This window comes from Nocardioides sp. (assembly GCF_030019515.1).
Lineage (GTDB): Bacteria > Actinomycetota > Actinomycetes > Propionibacteriales > Nocardioidaceae > Nocardioides.
The window spans coordinates 115029-138710 of sequence record NZ_JASEEQ010000013.1; the positions used below are offsets into that span (position 1 = coordinate 115029).

Annotated in this window: 20 protein-coding genes; 15 read left to right on the forward strand and 5 right to left on the reverse strand. The window is 73.7% G+C overall.

What is annotated here, in order from left to right:
- Nucleotides 1–237: 237 nt before the first annotated feature.
- Nucleotides 238–3105, forward strand: a complete 2868-nt coding sequence (locus QMC84_RS17715; protein WP_300376989.1) for an FG-GAP-like repeat-containing protein — start codon at nucleotides 238–240, stop codon at nucleotides 3103–3105.
- 41 nt (nucleotides 3106–3146) lie between these two features.
- On the opposite strand, the gene QMC84_RS17720 is transcribed toward QMC84_RS17715, so the two are convergent.
- Complete coding sequence (locus QMC84_RS17720) at nucleotides 3147–3887, reverse strand: TIGR03089 family protein (RefSeq protein ID WP_300376992.1); 741 nt, start codon at nucleotides 3885–3887, stop codon at nucleotides 3147–3149.
- A gap of 17 nt (nucleotides 3888–3904) precedes the next feature.
- On the opposite strand from QMC84_RS17720, the gene QMC84_RS17725 reads away from it, so the two are divergent.
- Nucleotides 3905–4984 (forward strand): mannose-1-phosphate guanylyltransferase, encoded by a 1080-nt coding sequence (locus QMC84_RS17725; RefSeq protein WP_300376994.1) that lies wholly within the window; start codon nucleotides 3905–3907, stop codon nucleotides 4982–4984.
- Between the two features lie 131 nt (nucleotides 4985–5115).
- Here the strand turns inward: QMC84_RS17725 and QMC84_RS17730 are convergent, their stop codons facing one another.
- From QMC84_RS17730 to cofD, 3 genes are all read right to left on the reverse strand, one after another.
- Entirely contained in the window at nucleotides 5116–5871 is a 756-nt protein-coding gene (locus QMC84_RS17730; RefSeq protein WP_300376996.1) for a DUF3105 domain-containing protein, read from the reverse strand.
- A 62-nt stretch (nucleotides 5872–5933) separates the two neighbouring features.
- Nucleotides 5934–6899 carry a coenzyme F420-0:L-glutamate ligase gene (cofE, locus tag QMC84_RS17735; RefSeq protein WP_300376997.1) on the reverse strand — a complete coding sequence of 322 codons (966 nt, stop codon included), beginning with the start codon at nucleotides 6897–6899 and terminating at the stop codon, nucleotides 5934–5936.
- 94 nt (nucleotides 6900–6993) lie between these two features.
- Entirely contained in the window at nucleotides 6994–8007 is a 1014-nt protein-coding gene (cofD, locus tag QMC84_RS17740) for a 2-phospho-L-lactate transferase (protein WP_300376999.1), read from the reverse strand.
- A gap of 156 nt (nucleotides 8008–8163) precedes the next feature.
- On the opposite strand from cofD, the gene QMC84_RS17745 reads away from it, so the two are divergent.
- The 3 genes from QMC84_RS17745 to QMC84_RS17755 all read left to right on the forward strand — a co-directional run bounded on the left by QMC84_RS17745 (nucleotide 8164) and on the right by QMC84_RS17755 (nucleotide 12792).
- Complete coding sequence (locus QMC84_RS17745) at nucleotides 8164–8418, forward strand: WhiB family transcriptional regulator (protein WP_300377001.1); 255 nt, start codon at nucleotides 8164–8166, stop codon at nucleotides 8416–8418.
- A 97-nt stretch (nucleotides 8419–8515) separates the two neighbouring features.
- Nucleotides 8516–11368 (forward strand): glycosyltransferase family 2 protein, encoded by a 2853-nt coding sequence (locus QMC84_RS17750; RefSeq protein ID WP_300377003.1) that lies wholly within the window; start codon nucleotides 8516–8518, stop codon nucleotides 11366–11368.
- Nucleotides 11365–12792 (forward strand): DUF5719 family protein, encoded by a 1428-nt coding sequence (locus QMC84_RS17755; protein ID WP_300377005.1) that lies wholly within the window; start codon nucleotides 11365–11367, stop codon nucleotides 12790–12792. The genes QMC84_RS17750 and QMC84_RS17755 overlap by 4 nt, the downstream gene beginning before the upstream one ends.
- 62 nt (nucleotides 12793–12854) lie before the next feature.
- Here the strand turns inward: QMC84_RS17755 and QMC84_RS17760 are convergent, their stop codons facing one another.
- Nucleotides 12855–13316 carry a metallopeptidase family protein gene (locus QMC84_RS17760; RefSeq protein ID WP_300377006.1) on the reverse strand — a complete coding sequence of 154 codons (462 nt, stop codon included), beginning with the start codon at nucleotides 13314–13316 and terminating at the stop codon, nucleotides 12855–12857.
- Nucleotides 13317–13365: 49 nt separating this feature from the next.
- Here QMC84_RS17760 and QMC84_RS17765 point away from each other — a divergent pair, with 49 nt between their 5' ends.
- The 10 genes from QMC84_RS17765 to mtrA all read left to right on the forward strand — a co-directional run bounded on the left by QMC84_RS17765 (nucleotide 13366) and on the right by mtrA (nucleotide 23676).
- Complete coding sequence (locus QMC84_RS17765; protein ID WP_300377008.1) at nucleotides 13366–13725, forward strand: DUF3499 domain-containing protein; 360 nt, start codon at nucleotides 13366–13368, stop codon at nucleotides 13723–13725.
- 41 nt (nucleotides 13726–13766) lie between these two features.
- Nucleotides 13767–15179 carry a phosphomannomutase/phosphoglucomutase gene (locus tag QMC84_RS17770; RefSeq protein ID WP_300377010.1) on the forward strand — a complete coding sequence of 471 codons (1413 nt, stop codon included), beginning with the start codon at nucleotides 13767–13769 and terminating at the stop codon, nucleotides 15177–15179.
- A gap of 11 nt (nucleotides 15180–15190) precedes the next feature.
- A complete protein-coding gene (locus QMC84_RS17775) occupies nucleotides 15191–15346 on the forward strand; it encodes a Trm112 family protein (protein WP_366145764.1) in 156 nt (51 codons plus the stop codon).
- A gap of 12 nt (nucleotides 15347–15358) precedes the next feature.
- Nucleotides 15359–16387 carry an SIS domain-containing protein gene (locus QMC84_RS17780; protein ID WP_300377012.1) on the forward strand — a complete coding sequence of 343 codons (1029 nt, stop codon included), beginning with the start codon at nucleotides 15359–15361 and terminating at the stop codon, nucleotides 16385–16387.
- 29 nt (nucleotides 16388–16416) lie between these two features.
- Complete coding sequence (locus QMC84_RS17785; RefSeq protein ID WP_300377014.1) at nucleotides 16417–17616, forward strand: acyltransferase family protein; 1200 nt, start codon at nucleotides 16417–16419, stop codon at nucleotides 17614–17616.
- A gap of 101 nt (nucleotides 17617–17717) precedes the next feature.
- Entirely contained in the window at nucleotides 17718–19139 is a 1422-nt protein-coding gene (hemG, locus tag QMC84_RS17790; RefSeq protein ID WP_300377016.1) for a protoporphyrinogen oxidase, read from the forward strand.
- The gene (locus QMC84_RS17795; protein ID WP_300377018.1) at nucleotides 19136–20305 is read left to right on the forward strand and encodes a TIGR04053 family radical SAM/SPASM domain-containing protein; all 1170 of its coding nucleotides are present in this window, start codon (nucleotides 19136–19138) and stop codon (nucleotides 20303–20305) included. Before hemG ends, QMC84_RS17795 begins: the two co-directional genes overlap by 4 nt.
- 49 nt (nucleotides 20306–20354) lie before the next feature.
- Nucleotides 20355–21299, forward strand: coding sequence for a DUF808 domain-containing protein (locus tag QMC84_RS17800; protein ID WP_300377020.1), 945 nt, complete (start codon nucleotides 20355–20357; stop codon nucleotides 21297–21299).
- Nucleotides 21300–21418: 119 nt separating this feature from the next.
- On the forward strand, nucleotides 21419–22876 hold the full coding sequence (ahcY, locus tag QMC84_RS17805) for an adenosylhomocysteinase (protein WP_300377022.1): 1458 nt from the start codon (nucleotides 21419–21421) through the stop codon (nucleotides 22874–22876).
- A 62-nt stretch (nucleotides 22877–22938) separates the two neighbouring features.
- Entirely contained in the window at nucleotides 22939–23676 is a 738-nt protein-coding gene (mtrA, locus tag QMC84_RS17810) for an MtrAB system response regulator MtrA (protein ID WP_300377024.1), read from the forward strand.
- Nucleotides 23677–23682 lie beyond the last annotated feature (6 nt).

The window sequence follows — 23682 nt, forward strand, 5'->3', positions numbered from 1 at the left end:
CACCGCAACCAGAGCGTGGGGCCCTCACCCCGTGGCCGAGCTCGCGGCCGGCGCGGCGGCGAAGCCGACGAGCCAGACGCGAATTACAGCGGTGAAGTTTCTTGACAAATCTTGAAGTCATCGGCGTGTCGACTGGAAATTACAAGATTGTAGTTACTCAATTCCTCTTCCCGGCCCCTGTGACTGGTGTGACAGTTGCTCCACGTGTGAACTTCCCCGCGCACATGGAGTACCTCGATGCCCCCCAGCAAGACCACGTTCGTCACCGCCTGTCAGCAGCTGCTGGCACTCGGTGTCGTGCTCGCCGCACTGACCCCCGCGGCGAGCGTCGTCAGCCTCGACGTCGTCCGTGAGCTGCCGACCGGCAGCGCCGGTCAGGACCCGCTCGCGGCCGACCTGTCCGCGTACACCCGGGCCAGCGCCCGGCCCTCGAAGGTCCCCACCGAGGCGGTCGACCCGACGGTCGCGGAGTACCCCCTCACCGCCCCCGCCGGCTCCAAGGCCGCGCCCCGTGCCGTCAGCAGCCGGACCAAGGCCGGCGCGCTCGGTGGCGGCGAGGTGACCAGCGCACCCGAGGCCGTGGTCGGCTACGGCGCCGTCGGCGTCACCTGGGCCCACGGTACGACGGTGCCCGAGGACACGATCAGCCTCGCGGTCCGCACCCGCACCGGCGCGAGCTGGTCGGGCTGGATGGACCTGGAGTACGACCTCGAGCACGGCCCCGATCCGGGCAGCCAGGAGGCCCGACACGCCCGCCCCGGCACCGACGCCCTACTCGTCGGCGACGTCGACCAGGTGCAGGTCCGCGCGTCCTCGACCGGCGCGCTGCCGCCCGACCTCCGGCTGGCCGTGGTCGACCCCGGCGCCGCGGCGCGCACCGCGGTCGAGAAGCCGGCGCTCGACACCAACACCATGGACGGCGCCCCCGGCGACGCGTCGGCGCAGACCGCCGCGCTGGCGACCGACCCCGGCGAGGGCACCGACGGCGGCGACGAGATCGACCTGCAGGCGGCGACGTACACCCCCCGGCCCACGATCTACTCGCGCGCCCAGTGGGGTGCCGACGAGCGGATGCGGGAGAAGAGCTCGCTGCACTACTTCGAGGTGCACGCCGGCTTCGTGCACCACACGGTCAACGCGAACGACTACTCGCGCGCCGAGGTCCCCGGGATCATCCGCAGCATCTACGCCTACCACACGCAGTCCCGCGGCTGGTCCGACATCGGCTACAACTTCCTGGTCGACCGGTTCGGCAGGATCTGGGAGGGCCGGTACGGCGGCATCGACCGCCCCGTCGTCGGCGCCCACACCCTGAACTACAACGACTACGCCTTCGCGATGTCGGCGATCGGCAACTACGACATCAAGCAGCCCTCGCAGGCGATGGTCCAGGCCTACGGCGCGCTGTTCGCCTGGAAGCTCTCGCTGCACGGCGTGGACGCGTCCTCGACCAAGCAGTGGGTCGGGTCGAAGTACTTCGAGGCCATCAACGGCCACCGGGACGCGGCGTCGACCGCGTGCCCGGGCAGGTACCTCTACGCGAAGCTCCCGGAGATCCGCCGGCTCGCCGCCGAGGCGCAGCGCGGCTGGGCGGGACGCGAGCTGGAGTCGAACCTGGCCTCCACCCCGCACCCCGACCTGATCGTCCGCCGCGCCAGCGACGGCCAGGGCTTCGTGATCCCGACCGGCGGGATGACCGGCTTCGGCAAGGGCGTCACCGGCCTGACCGGCCTGGCCTCCGGGGACACGGTGCTCGCCTCGCCGGACCTGACCGGCGACGGCATCGGTGACCTGGTCGTGCGCTCCGCCGACGGCATCGCGCGGGTCCGGCCGGGTGCCGCGGATGGCACGTTCGGCGCTGCGGTCAAGCAGTTCCGCTCGCTCGCCGGCCGCGACCTGATCACCGCCGTCGGCGACCTCGACGGCGACGGCCTCAACGACCTGGTCGCCCGCTGGCCGGAGACCGGACGCCTGGACACCTACCTCGGCCGCAGCGGCGGCGGCTTCAAGCTCGTCCGGCGGGGGACGGCCTGGGGCGGCTACACGATGCTCGTGGGTGCCGGCGACCTGAACGGCGACGGGCGGGCCGACCTGCTCGGCCGCGACGCCAACGGCACGCTGTGGCTGCACCCGGGGCGCGCCCAGGGCGGCTTCGGCACCCGGGTACAGCTCGCGGGCTCGTGGCAGCGCTGGTCGACGATCACCGGCATCGGCGACCTCACCCGTGACGGCCGCAACGACCTGTTCGTCCGGGACGGCTCGTCGGGCAACGGCTTCGTGGTCCCGGCCACTGGGGACGGCACGTTCGGGCGGCCGTTCGGGCCCGTGACCCGGGTCCGTTCCGTGGGCGGCCTGGTGGGCGCCGCCCAGGTCCTCGGGGACGCCACCGCCGACGTGGTCGCGCGCAGTGGCGGACGGGTCCTGGTCTTCCCCAACAGCGGCGGGTTCGAGACCGGCAAGCCGATCGCGATCGGTGCCGGCCTGTCCAACGCGAACCTGGTGCTCAACGCGGGCGACTGGGACCGCGACGGGTTCGGCGACATCGTGAACCGGAACAAGCAGACCGGGGCACTGTTCGTGCGCCGCGGCGACGGCACCGGCCACTTCGAGCGGCCCACCAGGATCGGTACCGGGTTCAAGGACGTCGGACTGCTCGCGGCCGTGGGCGACATGACCGGCGACGGCTACCCGGACCTGATGGGCCAGCCGCGGGGCAGCGCGATGCGGATCTACCCCGGCAACGGCCTGGCGGGGCTGAAGCCCAGCTACGTCGCGCACGGGCGGATCGCCGCCGGACGCCAGGTGCCGGTCGGGCGGTGGGACGGCGACGGCGCTCCGGACTCACTGTTCCGCAGCGGCGCGAGGCTCACCCTGTTCCCCGGGAACGGGCCCGGCGGCCTGACCAACCCCAAGGCGCTCGGCCTCGACCTGACGCCGTACGACTGGGTGATCGGGATCAGCGACGAGATGCTCAGTGGGCACCCGGACCTGATCGTGCGCGAGAAGGCGACCGGCTACCTGTGGCTGCTCCAGGGAACGGCGACCGGCTTCAAGCCGCGCCGCTTCCTGGCCGAGGGGATGGGGGAGTACGACCTGGCCGGCTAGCCCGGCACCCCAAGGGGAGAGGACTGGCTGGTCGTCCGCGATCAAGGGAAGCGGGCCGTGGCACGCTCGGCGGCGTAGATCGCCTCGAGACGCTCCGGCCCGGCGTGGGTGACCAGAACCAGCGAGCCGCCGCGAACGAGCGGCTCGGTGAAGGTGGCGATACCCGGTGGGGAAGCCGGGTTCGCCCCCGTGAGAAGCCGGCCGCCGTCGGTGAGAAGACTCCCGGCGGCGGCCGCGCTCCACGTCTCGCCCTGGGTGGCTCCGCCGTACGACGCCGCCGTCGCGAGGTCGTCGGCGCCCGGCGGGTCCCACGGGGCGAACGCATCCGGCTGCGACCAGATCTCGACCCCGACGTCGTGGACCCCCGCGGGCAACGGCTCGGCGAAGCGCACGCCGAGGGGCAGCAGCGAACAGGCGAGCACCGGCAGGTCATCGGCCCGCTCCGCCCACCGCTCCAGCGAGCCGGGGCCGCACACGACCGCGTCCGGGCCGCCGCCGTCAGGCCCCGCGTCCTCCGGGCCGGTCACCACCAGCCCGACCGTCCATGCGGCGCCCAGGAACACCGGTGCGAGCCAGTGGGCGGGCAGGTCGACACACAGCGAGCCGCCGCGCTCGAGGTCGTGCTCCTCGGCCAGCAGCGACGCGGCCTTCGCGACCCAGTTCGCGTAGGTCGTCACGGACAGCTCCACCCGCTCCCCGGTGGCCTCGTCGTAGAACGTGATGAGCGGGCGGGCGGAGTCGGCACGCAGCTGGCGCGCCAGGACGTCGGCGAAGGTCGTCACGCCGCTAGCCTCTCAGCATGGCTGCCATCGACCACTTCTGGGCCGTGATCCCGGCCGGTGGGGCTGGGACGCGGCTGTGGCCGCTCTCCCGCTCGTCGAGCCCGAAGTTCCTCCACGACCTGACCGGGCAGGGCCGCACCCTCCTCCAGGGGACGCACGACCGGCTGGTCCCGCTGGTGGCGGACCGGTTCGTGGTCGTCACCGGCGCAGCCCACCGGTCGGCCGTGCTCGAGCAGCTGCCCGAGGTCGCCGCCGCGCGGGTGCTGGGGGAGCCGGCCCCGCGCGACTCCATGGGCGCCATCGGCCTCGCGGCCGCGGTGCTGGAGCGCGAGGACCCGGAGGCCGTGCTGGGCTCCTTCGCGGCCGACCACGTGATCCCCGACCGGGAGGCGTTCAGCGAGGCGGTGCGGGTCGCCGCGGACGTGGCTCGCGACGACTGGCTGGTCACGCTCGGGATCCAGCCGGTGTTCCCGTCCTCGGCCTTCGGATACATCCACCTGGGCGACCCGCTCCCGGGGCACGCCGGCGCGACCGCCGTACGCGAGTTCGTCGAGAAGCCGTCGGTGCGCACCGCCACCGAGTACGTCGCCACCGGCCGCTACCGCTGGAACGCCGGCATGTTCGTGGCCCGCCCGACCGTGCTGCTCGACCTGCTGGCCACCTGGCACGCCGACTTCGCCGGCGCGCTGCGCGCCATCGCCGCCGACCCGGGGCGGCTCGAGGAGCTGTGGCCCGGGCTACCGAGGATCGCGCTCGACCACGCGGTGGCCGAGCCGGCGGCCGCCGCCGGCCGCGTCGCGTGCGTGCCGTCGTCCTTCCACTGGGACGACGTCGGCGACTTCGACTCCCTGGCCGCCCTGCTGGGCGCGACGGCCACGGCGACCACGGTCCTCGGCGACCACGACCTGGTCCGCGTCGTCGACGCGAGCGGGCTGGTGGTGCCGGGCTCCGGCCGCACCGTCGCCGTGGTGGGTCTCGACGACGTGGTCGTCGTCGACACCCCCGACGCGCTCCTCGTCACCACACGCGCGAGGGCCCAGGACGTCAAGCAGGTGGTCGAGGCGCTCAAGGCCGAGGGGCGCAGCGAACTGACCTGAGCCTCCGGCCTGGCCCCTCCGCTGCGGCACTGGGTCTCGAGACGCCGGTCGCGGCTCCGTTCCTCAGCCGCGCGGCTCCTCGACCTGGCCGCCGGGCCCCGGCCCTCGCACGCTCAGGCCGCGGCAGCTCATCACATCGCGTTCGGCTCGGGGGAGTCGAAGTAGGGGTACTTCTTCATGAACGAGTCGAGCGCGGCGCCGCTGATCTCGGTGCAGTACTGCCAGACGCCCTCCTGCTTGGAGGCATCGGTCTCACCGGTGCCGCCCGCCGACCAGTGCGTGAACGCGATGTGCTGGCCGTCGGGGAAGCTCGCGCCGTTCTCGTCCTCGGAGGTCCACGGCAGCGCGATGAACTTGTAGCGGAAGTTGTCGGTGCCGGCGAACTTCTCGGCGATCGCGCGCAGCTCGTTCAGGTCGGTGTCGTTCCCCGCGATGGTGTCGTCGTACCACAGCAGCGTGTAGCCGTGCTCGAGGTTGTGCACCAGCGCCTCGAGCTCGGGCCGGTCCTCGGCGGTGTAGAACTTGCGCGCGAACGGTGCGGGCGCGACACCCGACTCGTTCCAGTGGGGCCCGAACGCCGGCGGGGCATCGGTGTACTTCACCGGCGTGCCGGTCGGCACGTGGTTCTGGTTGCCTTCGGCCGTCTTGGTCTCGATGTCCTGGCACGCGGACGCGGGCGCGCCGATGTCGGCGAGCGCGAGCTTGTCGAACTCGCGGCCGTCCCACCAGTCCTTGACCGGCTTGTACGCCGCAGCCCCGATGATCAGCACGGCGACCAGGATGCACACGCCGACGATCGCGAGGCCGCGGCGCTGGTCGGCGCTCCTCTGCTTCTTGCGCATCTGCTCGATGACCGCCTGGCGGTCGTTCTTGGCGGGCTTGGCCACGGTGTTCGTCCTCAGTCGTGCGGGCGCGGTCGGGTCGGTCGTCGGCAGAGTCTACGGGGGCCTCAACGCCGCGCAGGCCGCAAGCGCGTCTCGCTCGGCGAATCGGTGTGGACCACGTCCCAACCGTGGGCGAACGCCAGGGCGGCCACCGGCCGGACCAGCCCGCGGGGAACGGTGACCAGCAGCTCGTAGCCCGCGGCGCCGCCCGAGTGCGAGGCGACCAGGCCGACCGTGTCGGCGATCGCGGCCGCCAGCTCCTCGGCCGCCGCGGGCGCGCCGAACGGCGCCCGGTCGCCGCGATCCCCCTTCAGGGCCCGGATCACGGCCTCGCGGGCGCCGTACCCGAAGAGGTCGGCACCCTCGGCACGGACCAGCGCCGCGGCCCCCGGGCCGTCCTCGCCCGGCGGGAGCACCAGGTCGGCGCGCCCCCGCACGACCGCGAACGGGCGGCCGGCGAGCTTGCCCTGGGCGAGCTCGGCCATGCCCGCCACCTCGTCGGCGACCGCCGGGAGGGTGACCTCGAGCTCGTTGCCCCACCGGTCGGTGCGCCCGGCGTACTCCTCGGCGACGACCAGCCCGGCGGCCCCGATCGCGATGTCGGTCTGGCCCTCGCGCCAGGCGCGCCCGGCGGTGTCGGTGACGACCACGGCGACGTTGTGGCCGGTGCGCTGCCGGATCCCCGCGCGCAGGCCGCGGGCGGATGCGTCCGGGTCCAGCGGGAGCAGCACCACCCGGCCGGCCGCGACGTTGGAGCTGTCGATGCCGGCCGCAGCCATGGTCAGGCCCAGGTGGTTGCGCACGATCGTGGTCGCCCCGCGGCGTGCGACGACCCGGGCGGTCTCGCCGGCGAGCGCCTGCTCGCGGGTGCCGGTCCGCACCCGGCCCTCGGCCTTGCTGACCACCTTGCTCGTCACGGCCACGATGTCGCCGTCGGCGAGGTCGACCAGCGCCGACAGCACGGCGACCAGGTCGTCGCCGGGGCCGATCTCCGGCGCCCCGTCGGGTGCGGTGACCTCCAGGTGCGTCATCGTGCTCTCCAGACTGCGAGGACGTCGTGCGGACGGTGGCAGCGGTGACACCCTGCACATGACGTCCCGCGGACGCCGGCAGCAGTGGACCCGGTCATCCGCGGACCAGCTCGACGGCGGCCGCCGCCATCGCGGCGGTCGCGTCCGGGTCGGTCATCATCAGCGGCACCGCCCGGCACGCCAGGCCGCCGGCGAGCACCCGGTCGACCTGGTCGGCGTCGACCTCGTCGACCAGCCAGCCGTCGAGGACGCCGCCCGCCGAACGGGCGCCGTAGTGCAGGCCCACGCCGGCCGCGCTCACCTCGAGCCCGAGGGAGCCGAGCAGCTGGTTGGCCATCCCGCGCACGTGGCTGCCACCGACGATGGGGGACAGGCCGACCACCGGCGCCCGGGTCACGCCGAGCGCGTCGCGCACCCCGGGGACCCCGAGGATGGTGCCGATCGACACCACGGGGTTGGACGGCGGCAGCACGACGAGGTCGGCGTCGACGATCGCGTCGATCACGCCGGGGGCGGGGGTCGCCTGGTCGAGGCCGACCACCACGACGGTCTCCGCCGGCACCTCGGCCCGCAGCCGGACCCAGTACTCCTGGAAGTGCACGACCCGTCGGCCGCTGGGCGACTCCGCGTCCGCGATCGCCACGTGCGTCTCGACCCGCTCGTCGGTCATCGGCAGCAGCCGGAGCCGGCGTCCGTGGGCCGGGTCCAGCCACCTCTTGCACAGGGCCTCGGTGACCTGGGAGAGCGGGTAGCCGGCGTCGAGCATCTGGGTGCGGACCAGGTGGGTGGCGATGTCGCGGTCCCCGAGGCCGAACCAGGTCGGCTCCACGCCGTAGGTCGCGAGCTCCTCCTTGACGCTCCACGTCTCCTCGCGGCGACCCCAGCCACGCTCGGGGTCGATCCCGTCGCCCAGCGTGTACATGACCGTGTCGAGGTCGGGGCACACCTTGAGACCGTGGATCCACAGGTCGTCGGCGGTGTTCGCCACGACGGTGACCACCGCATCGGGCGCGATGCCGGGGAGTACGCCCCCCGCGATGCCGTGGAGCAGACCCTGGAGGAACCGGGCGCCGCCCATGCCGCCGGACAGCACGGTGATCTTCTGCATGCGGACACCTTGCCGCACCGGGACCGACCGCTCGTCGCCGGTCCGACCCCCCATAGCAGATCCGGGGTTGACTTTCGGGGTACGACAGGCATGTAATTCCCACAGTGTCGTTCACGATGTGCGGAGCGACCGTACCGGGTCGAAAGGGCGAGTGCCGTGAGAGAACTCTTTCTCCTCGACGGGGACGCCGAGGAAGCAGGCTGGCAGGAACGTGCGCTGTGCGCACAGACCGACCCTGAGGCGTTCTTCCCCGAAAAGGGAGGGTCGACCAGGGAGGCCAAGAAGGTCTGCCTGACATGCGAGGTGCGAGACGAGTGTCTCGAGTACGCCTTGATGAACGACGAGCGCTTCGGCATCTGGGGCGGGCTCTCCGAGCGGGAGCGCCGCAAGCTGAAGAAGCGCGCGGTCTGACGCCGAGGCGACCGCCGAGGCCAACCTCGGGGCCGGCGCTGCGGAGTCGAGCGCCGGCCGAGGGGGCCTCACCCCCCGGCCGTTAGTCTTCGGGATCGTGGGTTCTTCGGTCTCAGCGCTGCTCGTCAGCCACGACGGCGCTCGGTGGCTGCCCGCCGTGATCGATGGACTGCGGGCCCAGCGCACGCCGGTGGACGACGTCGTCGTCGTCGACACCACCAGCAGGGATGGCAGCGCCGACCTCCTCCACGACGCGTTCGGAGCGGTCGTCACGGCCCCCGGTTCCACGTCGTTCCCCGCCGCGGTGGGCCTGGGTCTCGATGAGCTGCGTGAGCGCGGCTCCACCAGCGAGTGGATCTGGATCCTCCACGACGACGCGAACCCCGATCCCGGCGCGCTCGCGGCGCTGCTGGCGGCGGCCGCCGCCGACCCCGAGGTCGACGTCCTCGGCCCGAAGCTGCGGGAGTGGCCCTCGCTGAGACGGCTCCTCGAGCTCGGCGTGACGATCTCGGGCACGGGGCGCCGGCTGACCGGCCTCGAGCGCGGCGAGTACGACCAGGGCCAGCACGACGAGATCCGCGACGTGCTCGCGGTCAACACCGCCGGCATGCTCGTGCGCCGACGGGTGCTCGAGGAGCTCGGCGGCCTCGACCCGCAGCTGCCGATCTTCGGCAACGACATCGACTTCGGCTGGCGCGCCGCCATGGCCGGGCACCGCACGGTCGTCGTGCCCGACGCCGTCGTGTTCCACGCGGAGGCCGCGCACCGCGGCCTGCGGCGTACGCCGCTGACCGGGCGGCACACCCACTACCAGGAGCGCCGGGCCGCGCTGTACACGCTGCTGGTCAACGCCCGGCGCCGCTCGCTGCTGTGGCTGACCGTGCGGCTGGCGTTCGGCACGCTGCTGCGGATGATCGGCTTCCTGCTGGTCCGCGCGGTCGGCGAGGCGCTGGACGACCTGGCCGCGCTGCTGTCGATCTACGCCCACCCCGGAGAGGTGCGCGCGGCGCGACGTGCGCGCCGAGCCCGGGGCCCGCTCCTGGAGGAGCGGGCCCGGCCGCTGCTCGCGCCGTGGTGGCTGCCCTACCGACACGGCCTGGACTTCCTCGGCGACCTGGTCACGGCGGCGACCAACCAGGCCCAGGACGTCGCCGAGCGCCGCCGGATCGCGGCGGCCCAGCACGCCCCCGCGAGCACGGTCGCCCGGCCGCGCACCGAGGAGGACGAGCTCGCCGAGGACACCGGCGCGGTGGCGCGCTTCCTGACCAACCCGGTGGCCCTGGCACTCGCGGTCATCGTCCTCGCCGCGCTGGTCGGCGCCCGGGAGGCAGTCGGCAGCGTCGCGGGCGGCGGGCTCTCGCCGACCCCCTCCGGGGTGTCCGACTGGTGGCGTCTCCAGACCGAGACCTGGCACCCGCTCGGGACCGGGACCGCCGTCCCCGCGCCGCCGTACCTGCTTCCGCTGGCCCTGCTGGCCACGCTGCTCGGTGGGAGCCCCTCGGCCGCGGTGTCGGTCGTGCTCGTGCTCGCCGTGCCGGTCGGCCTCTGGGGGGCCTGGCGGTTCCTGCGGGTGGTCGGCCGCCTCGTGACGCCGACCGGCGCGCCGCGCTGGGCGCTGCTGTGGGGGTCGGCCACCTGGGCGCTGGTGCCGGTCGCCAGCGGTGGCTGGGGCGACGGGCGCCTCGGCGTCGTGGTCGTCGCCGCGCTGCTGCCGTGGCTCGCCCACGCCGCGCTCGGCTTCGCCGACCCGGACGCCGACCACCGCTGGCGGGCGGCCTGGCGGACCGGACTGCTGCTGGCGGTCGGGACCTCGTTCGCGCCCGTGCTGTGGCTGTTCGCGGTGCTGCTCGGTCTGGTGGTCCTCGCCGCCGCCTTCGCGATCGTCCGCGGCGCCGGCCGCGACCGGTCCGTCTGGGGCCCGCCCGCGACCGCGGTCGGCCTGGTCCCGCTGCTGCTCGCGCCGTGGTGGATCCCTGCCATCCAGCGGGGTGCCGCCGAGGCGCTGCTCCTCGACGTGGGCCGGCTCCCCGGGCCGGACGTGGACGGTCTCGGCCTGGTCACCGGGCGGCTCGGCGACCTGGGCGCCCCGTGGTGGCTGGGCGTGGTGCTGGCGGTCCTGGCAGTGCTCGCGCTGGTGCCGCGGGCCACCCGGATCCCCGTGCTGGTGTGCTGGGTGGTGGCCGCGGTCGCGGCCGTCCTGGCGGCCGTGCTCGGGACCGTCACGGTCTCGATGGCCGCGACCTCCGCCGACGCCGGGCTCGGCGCGCTGGTCGTGGTGCTCCAGGGCGCCCTCGTGGTCGCGGTCACGACCGGTGCGATCGCCGCCGGGCAGGGCGACGCGACCTGGCGACGGGTTGCCGCCGTGGGGCTCGCGCTGGTGGCCGCCGCCGTACCGGTCGGCGGACTCGCATGGTGGTTCGCCGGGTCCGACCCCGCCCTCGCCGACGGCATCGACACCGACATCCCGGTGTACATGGTGCAGAGCTCCGAGAGCGGCGCCGCGCACGGGATCCTCGTGGTCCGCGGCAGCGTCGACGACGGCCTGACCTACACCGTCCGCCGCGGCGACGGCGTGACGCTCGGTGAGGACGAGATCCTCGACCTCACGGGTGCCGACACGTCCTTCACCGCCGAGGTGCGCGAGCTGGTCTCCCGGCCGACCCCCGGCGTGATCGACCGGCTCGGGCGGAGCGGCATCGAGTACGTCGTCCTGCCGTCGCCGGCCGACGGCGACGTCGCCGCCGTGCTGGACGCGGCAGCCGGTCTGGTGCAGGCCAGCGCCGAGGACCGCACCACCCGGGCGTGGCAGGTCGACCGGCCGCTGGACTCCTCGGCCCTGGAGGGCCCGACGTCGTGGCTGCGCGTGCTGCTGCTCGTGGCCCAGGGAGTGGCGGTCGTCGTGGTCGCCGTGCTCTGCCTGCCCACCACCAGCCGGAGGCGGTCGTCGTGAGCCACAGTGCACCAGCCGCCCCGGGGCGACGCTCGACGCGGCGCGGGTTCCGGCCCGACCTCACGACGGTGCTCGCCGTCGGGCTGCCGATCCTCTGCGCGCTCGCCCTGCTCCTGGTCCAGGACCCCGGCGTGGACGACGTGGACCACCCGCCGACCCGCGTCGGGCTCACCCGGGCGACGGTCGTGTGTCCCTCCGGCCCGGAGGACGCCGGCGACGTCGCGCTCACGAGCGCGGTGGACGGCGCCCGTGGCCAGGTCCAGGTCGGCCTCGGCGACCAGCAGCGGACCGCGGACCTCACCGCAGGGCGGGTGACCACCGTCGCCGGTCTCGCCGGCCCCGTGGCGGTGGCCGGGGAGGACGACACCGCTCCCGGCCTGGTCGCCGGCCGGTTCGGGACGAAGGAGCCGACGGCCGTCAGCTGCCCCGCGCCGGCACCGCACGCATGGTTCACCGGCGTCGGCGCGGGCGCCGGGCACACGTCCATCCTCGAGCTCGCCAACCCGGACTCCGGCACCGCGGTCGCCGACGTCACCGTCTACGGCCGCGGCGGTGTCGTCGAGGCCGCTGGGCTGCGTGGCGTCTCGGTCCCCGGGGGCAGCAGCGTCCGGCTCGACCTCGGGTCGGTGATCCCACGTCGGGACGAGCTGGCCATCGAGGTCGTCGCCTCGCGGGGCCGTCTCGGTGCGAGCGTGCTCGACCGCTACGACGAGGTCGGTGCCGCCGAGCTCACCCAGGACTGGCTGCCCGCCCAGACCGAGCCGGCCACCGACAACCTGCTGATGGGGCTCGCGCCCGGCGGCGGACGCCGTACCCTCGTGGTCGCCAACGGGACCGACGACGAGGTGCGGGCCGACGTCCGCGTCGTCACGGACGAATCGGTGTTCGCGCCGAAGGGGCTGCGGGAGATCCGGATCGCGCCGCAGAGCGTGCAGCGGGTCGCGGTCTCCAGCGTGCTCGGCCCCGCGATCGCCGACGGCGCGACCGGCCTGCTCGTCAGCGCGACCGGGCCCGTCACGACGACGCTGCGGTCCTTCGTCGAGGGCGACCTCTCGCACGCGGTCGCCGACCCGGCCCTGGACCGCCCCGCCACCGTGCTGCTCCCCGAGGGCGGCAAGGGCGTCACGAAGACGGTCGAGCTGAGCGGGGCGACCCGCACCGGCTCGGTGACCGTGGTCGCGCGCTCCGCGTCCGGACGGGAGCTCGACAGCACCCGGGTCGACGTCACCCCCGACCGCGGGGTCACGGTGAAGCTCCCTGCGGATGCCGTCCTGGTGACCGTCACCCCCGAGCGCACCAGCATCAGCGGCGCCGTGCTGGTCTCGGTGAAGGGCACGGGCCGGGCCACGGGCGCGGCCGTGGTGCCGCTGACGACGCCCGCCCTGAACGGACTGGTGCCCGACGTGCGGCCCGGCCTGCCCTGACTCATCTCCCGTCGAGTGACGTGAACTGGCTGGCTTCTGTACCTGCAAGCAGCCAGCACGCGTCACTCGACGGAGTCGTCGCCGTCGTACCTCGGGTCCACCTGCTCGGCGTCGATGCCGAGCAGCTCGGCGACCTGCTCGACGATCACGGTGAGGACCATCGCCTCGAGCTCGGTGCGGTTCTCGCAGCGGTGCTCGATCGGGCGGCGGAACAGCACCAGGCGGGTCGGGGTGGCGCCGGACCCGCGGACGAGCGAGGACAGCGGGACGGTCCCGGGGGACCAGTCGTCGGGGATCTGGGGGGTGTCCTCGACGGCGTACTCCACCAGCCCCAGCCGGTCCTGCCAGCGCGCGTCGATGTCGGTGACGATGTCGAGGGCGAGGTCGTCGAAGCGCTCACGGGCGGTGCGCAGCTCGGGCCGTCCGGGGACGGCCGGCAGCACCGCGGGGCCGCGCATCCCGCGGCCGCGCCGGTCGCGCACGCGCCGCCTCGGTGGGCCGTTCTCGGGCCGGAGGTCCTCCACGCCGCGAGCCTAATCCGGACGGGTGCGCGTGGCGGGTAGCGTCGGGACCGTGAGTCCTGCCCGCCGCTGTTCGCGAACCGCCTGCGGCCGCCCCGCGGTGTGCACCCTGACCTACGTCTACGCGGACCAGACGGCCGTCCTCGGGCCGCTCGCGACCTACGCCGAGCCGCACGCCTACGACCTGTGCGAGGCGCACAGCGAGCGGCTCTCCGCGCCCCGCGGGTGGGAGGTGCTGCGGCTGGCGCCCGACCCGGCCGACCAGGGTCCGTCCAGCGACGACCTGCTCGCCCTCGCGGACGCGGTGCGCGAGGCCGCCCGCCCGGTGCCGCCGCCGCGGGTGGCGCCGATCGCCGAGACCGGCCGCGAGACCGCCCGGCGCGGACACCTGCGGGTGCTCAGCAGCGACTGACCGCTGACCGACCACCGTTGACGGACCAATAGAGTCTCCGCATGGTCGACACCCTGGACCCGGCGAACGTCCGCTCGGTCTTCAAGGCCTACGACGTGCGCGGCCTCGTCCCCGACCAGGTCGATGAGGCGCTCGCCCGGGCGACCGGCCGCGCGTTCGTCCGGGTCGTGGGCGCCCGCACCGTCGTGGTCGGCCACGACATGCGCCCGAGCTCTCCCGGGATGGCCGGCGCCTTCGCCGAGGGCGCCAGCGCCGCGGGCGCCGACGTGGTGATGATCGGGCTCGCCTCCACCGACCAGCTCTACTTCGCCTCCGGTCACCTCGGCCATCCCGGTGCGATGTTCACCGCCAGCCACAACCCCGCGCAGTACAACGGCATCAAGCTGTGCCGCAGCCTGGCCCAGCCGGTCGGCCTGGAGACCGGGCTCGCCGAGATCCGTGACCTCGTCCTGAGCGACCCCGCCGGCTCGGGACGACCCTCGGCCACGGCGGCCGTCGGGGATATCTCCGAGCACGACGTGCTCGAGGCGTACGCCGCCCACCTGCTCGCCCTCGCGCCGGTGTCCGGGCGGCGGCTCAAGGTGGTGGTCGACGCCGGCAACGGGATGGCCGGCCACACGGCACCGGCGGTGTTCGCGCGCCTCGGCGACGCCGTCGAGCTGGTGCCGATGTACTTCGAGCTCGACGGCGCCTTCCCGAACCACGAGGCGAACCCGATCGACCCCGCGAACCTGGTCGACCTCGAGCGCCGGGTCCGCGCCGAGCACGCCGACCTCGGGCTGGCCTTCGACGGCGACGCGGACCGCTGCTTCGTCGTCGACGAGCGGGGCCGTGCCGTCTCGCCCTCGTCGCTGACCGCGCTGATCGCGGCCCGTGAGCTGGCGAAGGAGCCGGGCGCGACGGTGATCCACAACCTGATCACCAGCCGGGCCGTGCCCGAGATCGTCCGCGAGCTCGGCGGCACCCCGGTCCGCACGCGGGTCGGGCACTCCTTCATCAAGGCCACGATGGCCGAGACCGGCGCGATCTTCGGCGGCGAGCACAGCGGGCACTTCTACTTCCGAGACTTCTGGCGAGCCGACTCCGGGATGCTCGCCGCGCTGCACACGATGGCGGCCCTGGCCGGGACGGACCGGCCGCTCTCGGAGCTCCTCGCGGTGTACGAGCGGTACGTCGTGAGCGGTGAGCTGAACAGCGAGGTCGCCGACCCGGCCGCAGTCCTGGCGGCCATCGAGGCTGCGTACGCCGGGTCGGACGGCGTCAGCGTCGACCACCTCGACGGGCTGACGGTCAGCCACGCCGACTGGTCGTTCAACGTCCGACCGTCCAACACCGAGCCCCTGCTCCGGCTCAACGCCGAGGGACGCGACGATGCCACCATGGCCGAAGTGCGCGACCGCGTGCTGGGCCAGATCCGGGCCGACCGCCCGGGCACCGAGGAGGAGACGCGATGAACGCCGTGAACATCGACCCCGAGCTGCTGCAGATCATCGTCTGCCCGGCCTGCCGGTCCGAGCTGGACCTGGTCGAGGCGGAGCTGGTCTGCCGCGGGTGCGGGCTCGCCTACCCGATCCGGGACGACATCCCGGTGCTGCTGGTCGACGAGGCCCGCAAGGCCTGACGGGCCGCCGCGATGGTCAGCTGGTTCGACGAGTCCCGCCTCGACGACGTCACCACCCTGGAGTCGGACGTCGCGCTGCGCGCCCTCGCTGAGTCCGGTGCCCGGGTGCGCCGAGCCGCGGGTGACGCTGCCGTGGCGACGGCGGAGGCCGTCGCGCGGGCCGACGGGTTGGCTCGCCCGCGGGCCGTGATCGCCGCCGGTCCGGACTCGCGGCTGCTCCGGGCCGTGCTCGAGCCCTGGTGCCCCGTGCCGTTCGTCGCCTGGCCGGGCCCGGCGCTGCCCGGCTGGGCGGGCAGTCTCGACCTCGTGGTGGTGCTGGCGCCCGACGGGGCCGGCACCGGTACGGCGTCCGCGGTCGCCGAGGCCGTGCGCCGCGGCTGCCAGGTGGTGGTCGCCACGCCGGCGGGCTCGCGGGTCGCGGAGCACGCCGCCGGCCGGTGGAGCACGATCCTGCCGACCGACACCCGCGACCAGCTCGCGACGGCGGTCGTGGTGCTGGACTACCTCGAGCGGGTCTCGCTGGGCCCGCGCGCCGACTCCGAGCAGGTCGCCACCGCGCTCGACCAGGTCGCGATCGAGTGCTCGCCGCACCGCGATCTGGCGGTCAACCCGGCCAAGGTGCTCGCCATCGCGCTGGCCGACACCAACCCGTTGGTCTGGGGCGGGTCCGTGCTGGCCGCCCGGGCGGCCCGCCGGGTCGCGGAGTCGATCCGTCGCGCGAGCGGCCGCACCGCACTCGCCGGCGACGCCGAGCACCTGCTCCCCGTCCTCGAGGCGGCCCGGCCGCGCGACGTGTTCGACGACCCGTTCGCGGACGGGCCCGGCGACCTGCGCCCGATGCTGCTGGTGCTCGACGACGGCGCCGAGGAGCCGGTGGTGCGTGAGCACCGGGGCCGGCTCCAGGCGGCGGCCGCGGGCCGCGGCATCCGGGTCGAGACCCTCACCACGGACGCGCCGACCGAGGTGGCCCGCTATGCGTCGCTGCTGCTGAGCGGCCGATACGCCGCCGAGTACCTCCGGATCGGCCTCGTCGAGGACTGAGCCCGGCCCCGAACGGGTATCTCCCCAGGGTGCCGACCCAGAACACGCCGACCGCCCGGCCGACGGACCCGTCGCCCGCCCCGGCCGCCCGCGACCCCTGGTTCGACAACGCCAAGATGGCGCTGGTCACCCTGGTGGTCGTCGGGCACGGATGGACGCTGCTCCCCGACAACGCCGTCACCGCGCACTTCTACGACTTCCTCTACGCCTGGCACGTCCCCGCGTTCGTGCTGGTCACCGGCTACCTCTCCCAGCGGTTCGCCTACACCCGGACCCGGTTGTGGCAACTGGTCCGCACGGTCGCGGTGCCGTACCTGGTCTTCGAGTGCGCGTTGGCGCTGTTCCGGGTCTACGTGGGCGGCGAGGAGCTGGCCGACCTGTTCCGCGACCCGCACTGGCCGATGTGGTACCTCGCCGCGCTGTTCCTCTGGCGGCTGATGACCCCGCTGTTCCGGCCGCTCCCCGCCGGCCTGGCGGTCGCGGTCGCCGTCAGCCTGGTCGCCGGGATGTACGCCGGCGACACCCTCGACATCGCCCGGGTCCTCGGCCTGCTGCCGTTCTTCGTGATGGGCCTCAAGGCCACGCCGGAGCGTCTCGAGCTGCTCCGGCACACCCGGGTGCAGATGGTCGGCGTCGCCGTGTTCGTCGGGATCTGGATCCTGACGACCTGGACCGACGTCTGGGCGAGCACCGAGTGGCTGTACTACCGCTCGCGCTACGACGAGATGGGCTACGCCGACGACCTCCACGCGCTGCTCACCCGTTCTCTCGTGCTGGCGATCGGCACGCTGGGCGCGCTCGCGTTCCTGGCGCTGGTGCCCCGGGTGACCGGCTGGTTCACCCGGATGGGCACCTGGACGCTCGTCGTCTACCTCTTCCACGGGTTCGTCGTGAAGGGCGCGGGGTACGCCGGCTACGACTCCTGGGCCGAGGCGCACGCGGTGGTCTCGTTCGGCGTGACGACGGCCGCTGCCGTGGTTCTCGCCCTCCTGCTCGCCTGGCGCCCGGTCGCCTCGCGGCTCAACGACCTGGTGGACCCGCTGGGCTACGCGGAGCGGCACGTGCGGCGCGCCGTGGACCTGGCCGTCGTCCGGGACCAGGTCCAACCGGAGATCGAGGCCGGGATCGAGGCCGGGATCGAGGCCCGGCTCGAGGCTGGGACCGACGCCGGCACCGCGACCTGGACCGGGGCCGCGGACGTGTCGCGAGCGGACGTCGGTCACCGCTGAGCGACCGTCCTCGGGGCACTCGCGGGTGACGTGACGAGCGCAACACCGGGATCGATCCTGCCGGTTGGGCACGGGGGAGCGACCGGGAGCAGGATGGTCGCATGGCCCCGGACGGGAGGGACGACGGCGCGGACGCGCGCGTGGTCGTCGTGGGCGCCGGCATCAGCGGCCTGGCCACGGCGTACTTCCTCCGGGAGCGCCTCGAGACCGGTGCCAAGGTGCTCGTCCTCGAGGGCGAGAGCCGCACGGGCGGCAAGGTCCGCACTGCGTCGGTGGCCGGGCACCCGGTCGACACCGGCCCGGACGCCTTCCTCTCCCGGGCGCCCGAGCTGCGGCGGCTGGTCGACTCGCTCGGCCTCGCCGACCTCGTCGTCGAGCCGCAGAGCACCGGCACGTTCATCTGGTCCCGCGGCCGGCTCCGCCGGCTGCCCCCCGGGACCGCGTTCGGGCTGCCGGAGCGGCTGTGGCCGCTGCTGCGGTCCGGGCTGCTCGGCCCCACCGCCGTGGCGCGCGCCGGCCTCGACCTGCTGCTGCCACCGACGCCGCTGCCGGAGGACCCCTCGGTCGCGGACGTCGTGCGGCCCCGGTTCGGTGCCGGGGTCTACGACCGGCTCGTCGCGCCCCTGCTCGGCGGCGTGCACGCCGGCGACCCGGCCCGCCTCAGCGCGACCAGCACCGTGCCCGAGATCGCGGCGATGGCTCGCTCGGGTCGCAGCCTGTACCTCACCCTGCGCCGGCGGCGCCGGTCCGCGCCCCCGGCGCCCGGTCGCCCGAGCGCGCCGCTGGTGTCCCTGCGCGGCGGCCTCGGGGCGCTCACCGGCCGCCTGACCGAGGAGCTCGGCCCCGGGACCGTGCTCACGGGGACCACGGCCCGCACGATCGAGCGCGACGCGGCCGGGTGCTACACCGTGCGCACCGACCACGGCACGGTCACGGCCCGGCAGGTCGTGCTCGCGACCCCGGCGTACGTCGCAGCCGACCTGGTCGCCGACCTCGCACCGCGGGCCGCCGGGCTGCTGCGCGAGATCGAGTACGTCGACGTCGCCAACATCACCCTGGCGTTCCGGCGCGACCAGGTGCCGGCGCTGCCGCCCGGAACCGGGTTCCTGGTCCCGCCGGCCGAGCACGAGCTGGTCGTCGGCTGCAGCTGGCTGTCCCAGAAGTGGCCGCAGCCGGCCGACGACCAGGTCCTGGTCAAGGCCATGGTCGGCCGGTCCGGCGACACGCGGTGGCTGGCCATGGACGACGCCGAGCTGGTGGACGGCGTGCGCGACGCCCTGCGCCGGATGCTCGGCATCCGCGCCGAGCCGGTCGCGAGCCTGGTGCAGCGGTGGCCCGGCGCGATGCCGCAGTACGTCGTCGGGCACGCCGCCCGCCTCTCCGCTCTCGACGCGGCGCTGGCCGCGGCACCGGGCCTCCTGGTGACCGGCGCGGCCTACCGCGGCGTCGGTCTCGCCGGTTGCGTCGCCCAGGCCGACGCGACGGCGACCTCCCTCCTCGCAGCGCAAGGAGCGCACGCATGAGCCACCCCACGGCACTCAGCACCGGCCGCCACACCGGCGGCCATCCCGGCGGCCTCGAGCTGCCCCGCAGCGTCGACTACGCGCAGCGCCCGATGCTGGTGTTCTGGGAGGTCACCCGCGCCTGCCTGCTGGCCTGCCGCCACTGTCGCGCGTCGGCGGCCCCCGACCCGCTGCCGGGGGAGCTCACCGGCGCCGAGGGCCGGGCGCTGATCGACCAGGTCGCCGGGTTCGGCCGGCCGTACCCGATCCTGATCCTCACCGGCGGCGACTGCCTGCTGCGACCGGACATCTTCGAGATGGTGGCCCATGCCAACAGCCTGGGGGTCCCGGTCGCCATGTCGCCCTCGGTGACCCCGATGCTGACCCCCGACGCGATCGACCGGATGGTCGAGGCCGGCGTCAAGGCGGTCTCGCTCAGCCTGGACGGCGCGACGCCGGGCACCCATGACGGCGTGCGCGGCATCCCCGGTCACTTCGAGCAGACCATCCCCGCGATCCGGGCGCTGGTCGCCGCCGGGCTGAGGGTGCAGATCAACACCACCGTGATGCGGGCCAACCTCCACGAGCTCGCCGACATCGCGGCGATCATGGCTGAGACCGGCGTCGCGATCTGGGAGGTGTTCTTCCTGGTGCCCGTCGGCCGCGGCCAGGCCACCGGGGCGATCACCCCGGAGGAGCACGAGCAGGTGTGCCACTTCCTGTTCGACTCCTCCCATTACGGCTTCACGATCCGCACGGTCGAGGCGCCGTTCTTCCGCCGCGTCGTCGTGCAGCGCAAGGCGGGTGGCCCGGCCCCGCAGGAGGCGCCGTACCTGCAGCTGCGCGAGCGGCTCGTCGAGCGGCTCGGGCCCCCGGTCGGCCGGTCGACGGCGCACACGGCGTCCACCCGCGACGGCAAGGGCATCGTGTTCGTCGCCTACGACGGTGAGGTCTACCCGGCCGGGTTCCTGCCGCTCCCGCTCGGCTCGGTGCGCGACCGGGCGCTGGTCGACATCTACCGCGACAACGAGGTGCTGCGCAGCATCCGGGCGGCCGACTTCGGCGGTCGCTGCGGCCGGTGCGAGTACGCCGACCTCTGCGGGGGCTCGCGCGCCCGGGCGTACGCCGCCACGGGCGACCCGCTGGCGGAGGACTCCGCCTGCGTGTACCAGCCCGCCCTCGCCTGAGGGAGGACGGCGGAGGGTCCGCCGCGACCCGCCCGATAGCCTTCGGGTCATGGCTGGAGGCTTGTTCGCGCTGCTCGACGACGTCGCCGCGCTCGCGCGGCTGGCCGCCGCCTCGGTCGACGACGTCGGCGCGGCCGCGGGCCGGGCGACCACCAAGGCCGCGGGCGTGGTGGTCGACGACACCGCCGTGACCCCGCAGTACGTCCACGGCGTCACCGCGGACCGCGAGCTGCCGATGATCCGCCGGATCGCGGTCGGGTCGATCCGCAACAAGCTGCTGCTGATCCTCCCGGTCGCGCTGGTGCTCAGCCAGTTCCTGCCGTGGCTGCTGACCCCGATCCTGATGACCGGCGGCGCCTACCTCTGCTACGAGGGCGCCGAGAAGGTCTGGAGCCGCATCCGGGGACACGAGGGGCACGCCCTCCCGGTGGCGGAGGCAGGTGTCGACGCCGAGAAGGTGATGGTCAGCGGCGCGATCCGCACCGACCTGATCCTCTCCGCCGAGATCATGGTGATCGCGCTCAACGAGGTCGCGGACGAGCCGTTCGTCAGCCGGCTGCTGATCCTGGTCGTGGTGGCGATCGTCATCACGGTCGCGGTGTACGGCGTGGTCGGGATCATCGTGAAGATCGACGACGTGGGCCTGCACCTGACCCAACGCTCGTCCGCCGCGCTGCAGCGGCTCGGCCGCGGGCTGGTGGCGTTCATGCCGCGGCTGCTCGCCACGATCTCGGTGGTGGGCACCGCTGCGATGCTGTGGGTCGGCGGCCACATCGAGCTGGTCGGGCTCGACGACCTCGGCTGGCACGCGCCGTACGACGCCGTGCACCACCTCGAGGAGAAGGTGCACCACGCGGTGTCCGGTGCCGGCGGCGCGCTCGGCTGGATGGTCAACACCGTCGCGTCCGCGATCCTCGGCCTGGTCGTCGGCGCCGTCGTCATGGTCGTGATGCACCTGCTGCCGTTCGGCAAGAAGTCCGCACCCGCCCACTGAGCGCGAGGATTCCGCCTCCCGGCGATCGCCGTCCTACGCTTGCAGAGTCCGCGTGGGAGATCCCAAGACGTGCAGATGCACGACGCAGACCTGACTCCACCCTCCCGAGGAGACGAACGATGGACTACAAGGTCGCCGACCTCAGCCTCGCCGACTACGGCCGGACCGAGATCACCCTCGCCGAGCACGAGATGCCGGGTCTGATGGCGATGCGCGAGCGCTACTCCGAGAGCAAGCCGCTCGCCGGCGCCCGGATCGCCGGCTCGCTGCACATGACGATCCAGACCGCGGTCCTGATCGAGACGCTGGTCGCGCTCGGCGCCGAGGTGCGCTGGGCCTCCTGCAACATCTTCTCCACCCAGGACCACGCGGCCGCCGCGATCGCGGTCGGCCCCGGCGGGACCCCCGAGGACCCGCAGGGCGTCCCCGTCTTCGCCTGGAAGGGCGAGACGCTGGAGGAGTACTGGTGGTGCACCCAGCAGATCCTCGACTGGCCTGCCAAGGACGGGCAGAGCCAGCTGCCGAACATGATCCTCGACGACGGTGGCGACGCCACCCTGCTCGTGCACCTCGGGGTCCAGGCCGAGAAGACCGGCCAGGCGCCCGACCCCGCCTCCGCCGCCGGCACGGAGCAGCGGATCGTCTTCGAGGTCCTGAACAAGGTCCTCGCGGAGAGCCCGAACCACTGGACCCCGATCGCCAACTCGATCAAGGGCGTGACCGAGGAGACCACCACCGGCGTGCACCGTCTCTACGAGATGATGCGCGAGGGCACGCTGCTCTTCCCGGCCATCAACGTCAACGACTCGGTGACGAAGTCGAAGTTCGACAACAAGTACGGCTGCCGCCACTCGCTGATCGACGGGATCAACCGCGCCACCGACGTCCTCATCGGCGGCAAGGTCGCCGTGGTCTGCGGCTACGGGGACGTCGGCAAGGGCTGCGCGGAGTCGCTGCGCGGGCAGGGCGCCCGCGTGATCGTCACCGAGATCGACCCGATCTGCGCGCTGCAGGCGTCGATGGACGGATACCAGGTCACGACGCTCGAGGACGCGCTCCCGTACGCCGACATCGTCATCACCGCGACCGGCAACAAGGACGTCGTGACCGTCGACCACATGCGGTCGATGAAGCACAACGCGATCGTCGGCAACATCGGTCACTTCGACAACGAGATCGACATGGCCGGCCTCGAGGCGCCGGGCGTCGCCGAGCGGAAGAACGTCAAGCCGCAGGTCGACGTGTGGACCTTCCCCGGCACCGGCTCCGAGAAGGGCAAGTCGATCATCGTGCTCTCCGAGGGCCGGCTGATGAACCTCGGCAACGCGACCGGCCACCCGTCGTTCGTGATGTCGAACTCGTTCACCAACCAGGTGCTCGCCCAGATCGAGATCTTCACCAAGACCGAGGAGTACCCGGTCGGCGTCTACGTGCTCCCCAAGCACCTCGACGAGGAGGTCGCCCGCCTGCACCTCGACGCGCTCGGTGTGAAGCTCACCCGGCTCACCGACGACCAGGCCGCCTACCTCGGCGTCGACGCCGCCGGACCGTACAAGCCCGACCAGTACCGGTACTGATCGACTGCCCCGGTGACGGGGATCAGGCCCGGTCCGCACCGGCACTAGGGCAAGATGGACCCATGACTGAGCCCCTCGGTGCCCCCGCCGGCACCACGAGCGCCTCGCTCGGCGAGGGCCTCACCAGGGGCCGGATCCTGGTCGTCGACGACGATGCGTCGCTGGCCGAGATGCTGACCATCGTGCTGCGCCAGGAGGGCTTCGAGAGCCACATGGTCGCGCGCGGGGACCTGGCCATGGAGGCGTTCCGTGAGTACCGCCCCGATCTGGTGCTGCTGGACCTGATGCTGCCCGGCAAGGACGGCATCGACGTGTGCAAGGAGATCCGCGCGGAGTCCGGCGTACCCATCGTGATGCTGACCGCGAAGGGCGACACCGTCGACGTGGTCGTCGGCCTGGAGTCCGGTGCGGACGACTACGTCGTCAAGCCGTTCAAGCCCAAGGAGCTGGTGGCGCGGATCCGGGCCCGGGTACGCCGGTTCGACGCGCCCACCCAGGAGACGCTGTCCATCGGGGACCTCACCATCGACGTCGCCGGTCACGCGGTCACCCGCGCCGGCGAGCGGATCAGCCTGACCCCGCTGGAGTTCGATCTCCTGGTGTGCCTGGCCCGCAAGCCGTGGCAGGTCTTCACCCGAGAGGTGCTCCTCGAGCAGGTCTGGGGCTACCGCCACGCGGCCGACACCCGGCTCGTGAACGTGCACGTCCAACGGCTGCGCTCCAAGGTCGAGCACGATCCCGAGAACCCCGAGATCGTGGTGACCGTCCGCGGCGTGGGGTACAAGGCCGGAACCCCGTAGGCCTGC

What these genes read in the sequence shown, in the direction of transcription:
- QMC84_RS17715 (WP_300376989.1), top strand. Translation starts at nt 238, where the DNA reads ATGCCCCCCAGCAAGACCACGTTCGTCACCGCCTGTCAGCAGCTGCTG.
- QMC84_RS17725 (WP_300376994.1), top strand. Translation starts at nt 3,905, where the DNA reads ATGGCTGCCATCGACCACTTCTGGGCCGTGATCCCGGCCGGTGGGGCT.
- cofE (WP_300376997.1), bottom strand. Translation starts at nt 6,899, where the DNA reads ATGACGCACCTGGAGGTCACCGCACCCGACGGGGCGCCGGAGATCGGC.
- cofD (WP_300376999.1), bottom strand. Translation starts at nt 8,007, where the DNA reads ATGCAGAAGATCACCGTGCTGTCCGGCGGCATGGGCGGCGCCCGGTTC.
- QMC84_RS17770 (WP_300377010.1), top strand. Translation starts at nt 13,767, where the DNA reads ATGGTCGACACCCTGGACCCGGCGAACGTCCGCTCGGTCTTCAAGGCC.
- QMC84_RS17780 (WP_300377012.1), top strand. Translation starts at nt 15,359, where the DNA reads ATGGTCAGCTGGTTCGACGAGTCCCGCCTCGACGACGTCACCACCCTG.
- hemG (WP_300377016.1), top strand. Translation starts at nt 17,718, where the DNA reads ATGGCCCCGGACGGGAGGGACGACGGCGCGGACGCGCGCGTGGTCGTC.
- QMC84_RS17795 (WP_300377018.1), top strand. Translation starts at nt 19,136, where the DNA reads ATGAGCCACCCCACGGCACTCAGCACCGGCCGCCACACCGGCGGCCAT.
- QMC84_RS17800 (WP_300377020.1), top strand. Translation starts at nt 20,355, where the DNA reads ATGGCTGGAGGCTTGTTCGCGCTGCTCGACGACGTCGCCGCGCTCGCG.
- ahcY (WP_300377022.1), top strand. Translation starts at nt 21,419, where the DNA reads ATGGACTACAAGGTCGCCGACCTCAGCCTCGCCGACTACGGCCGGACC.
- mtrA (WP_300377024.1), top strand. Translation starts at nt 22,939, where the DNA reads ATGACTGAGCCCCTCGGTGCCCCCGCCGGCACCACGAGCGCCTCGCTC.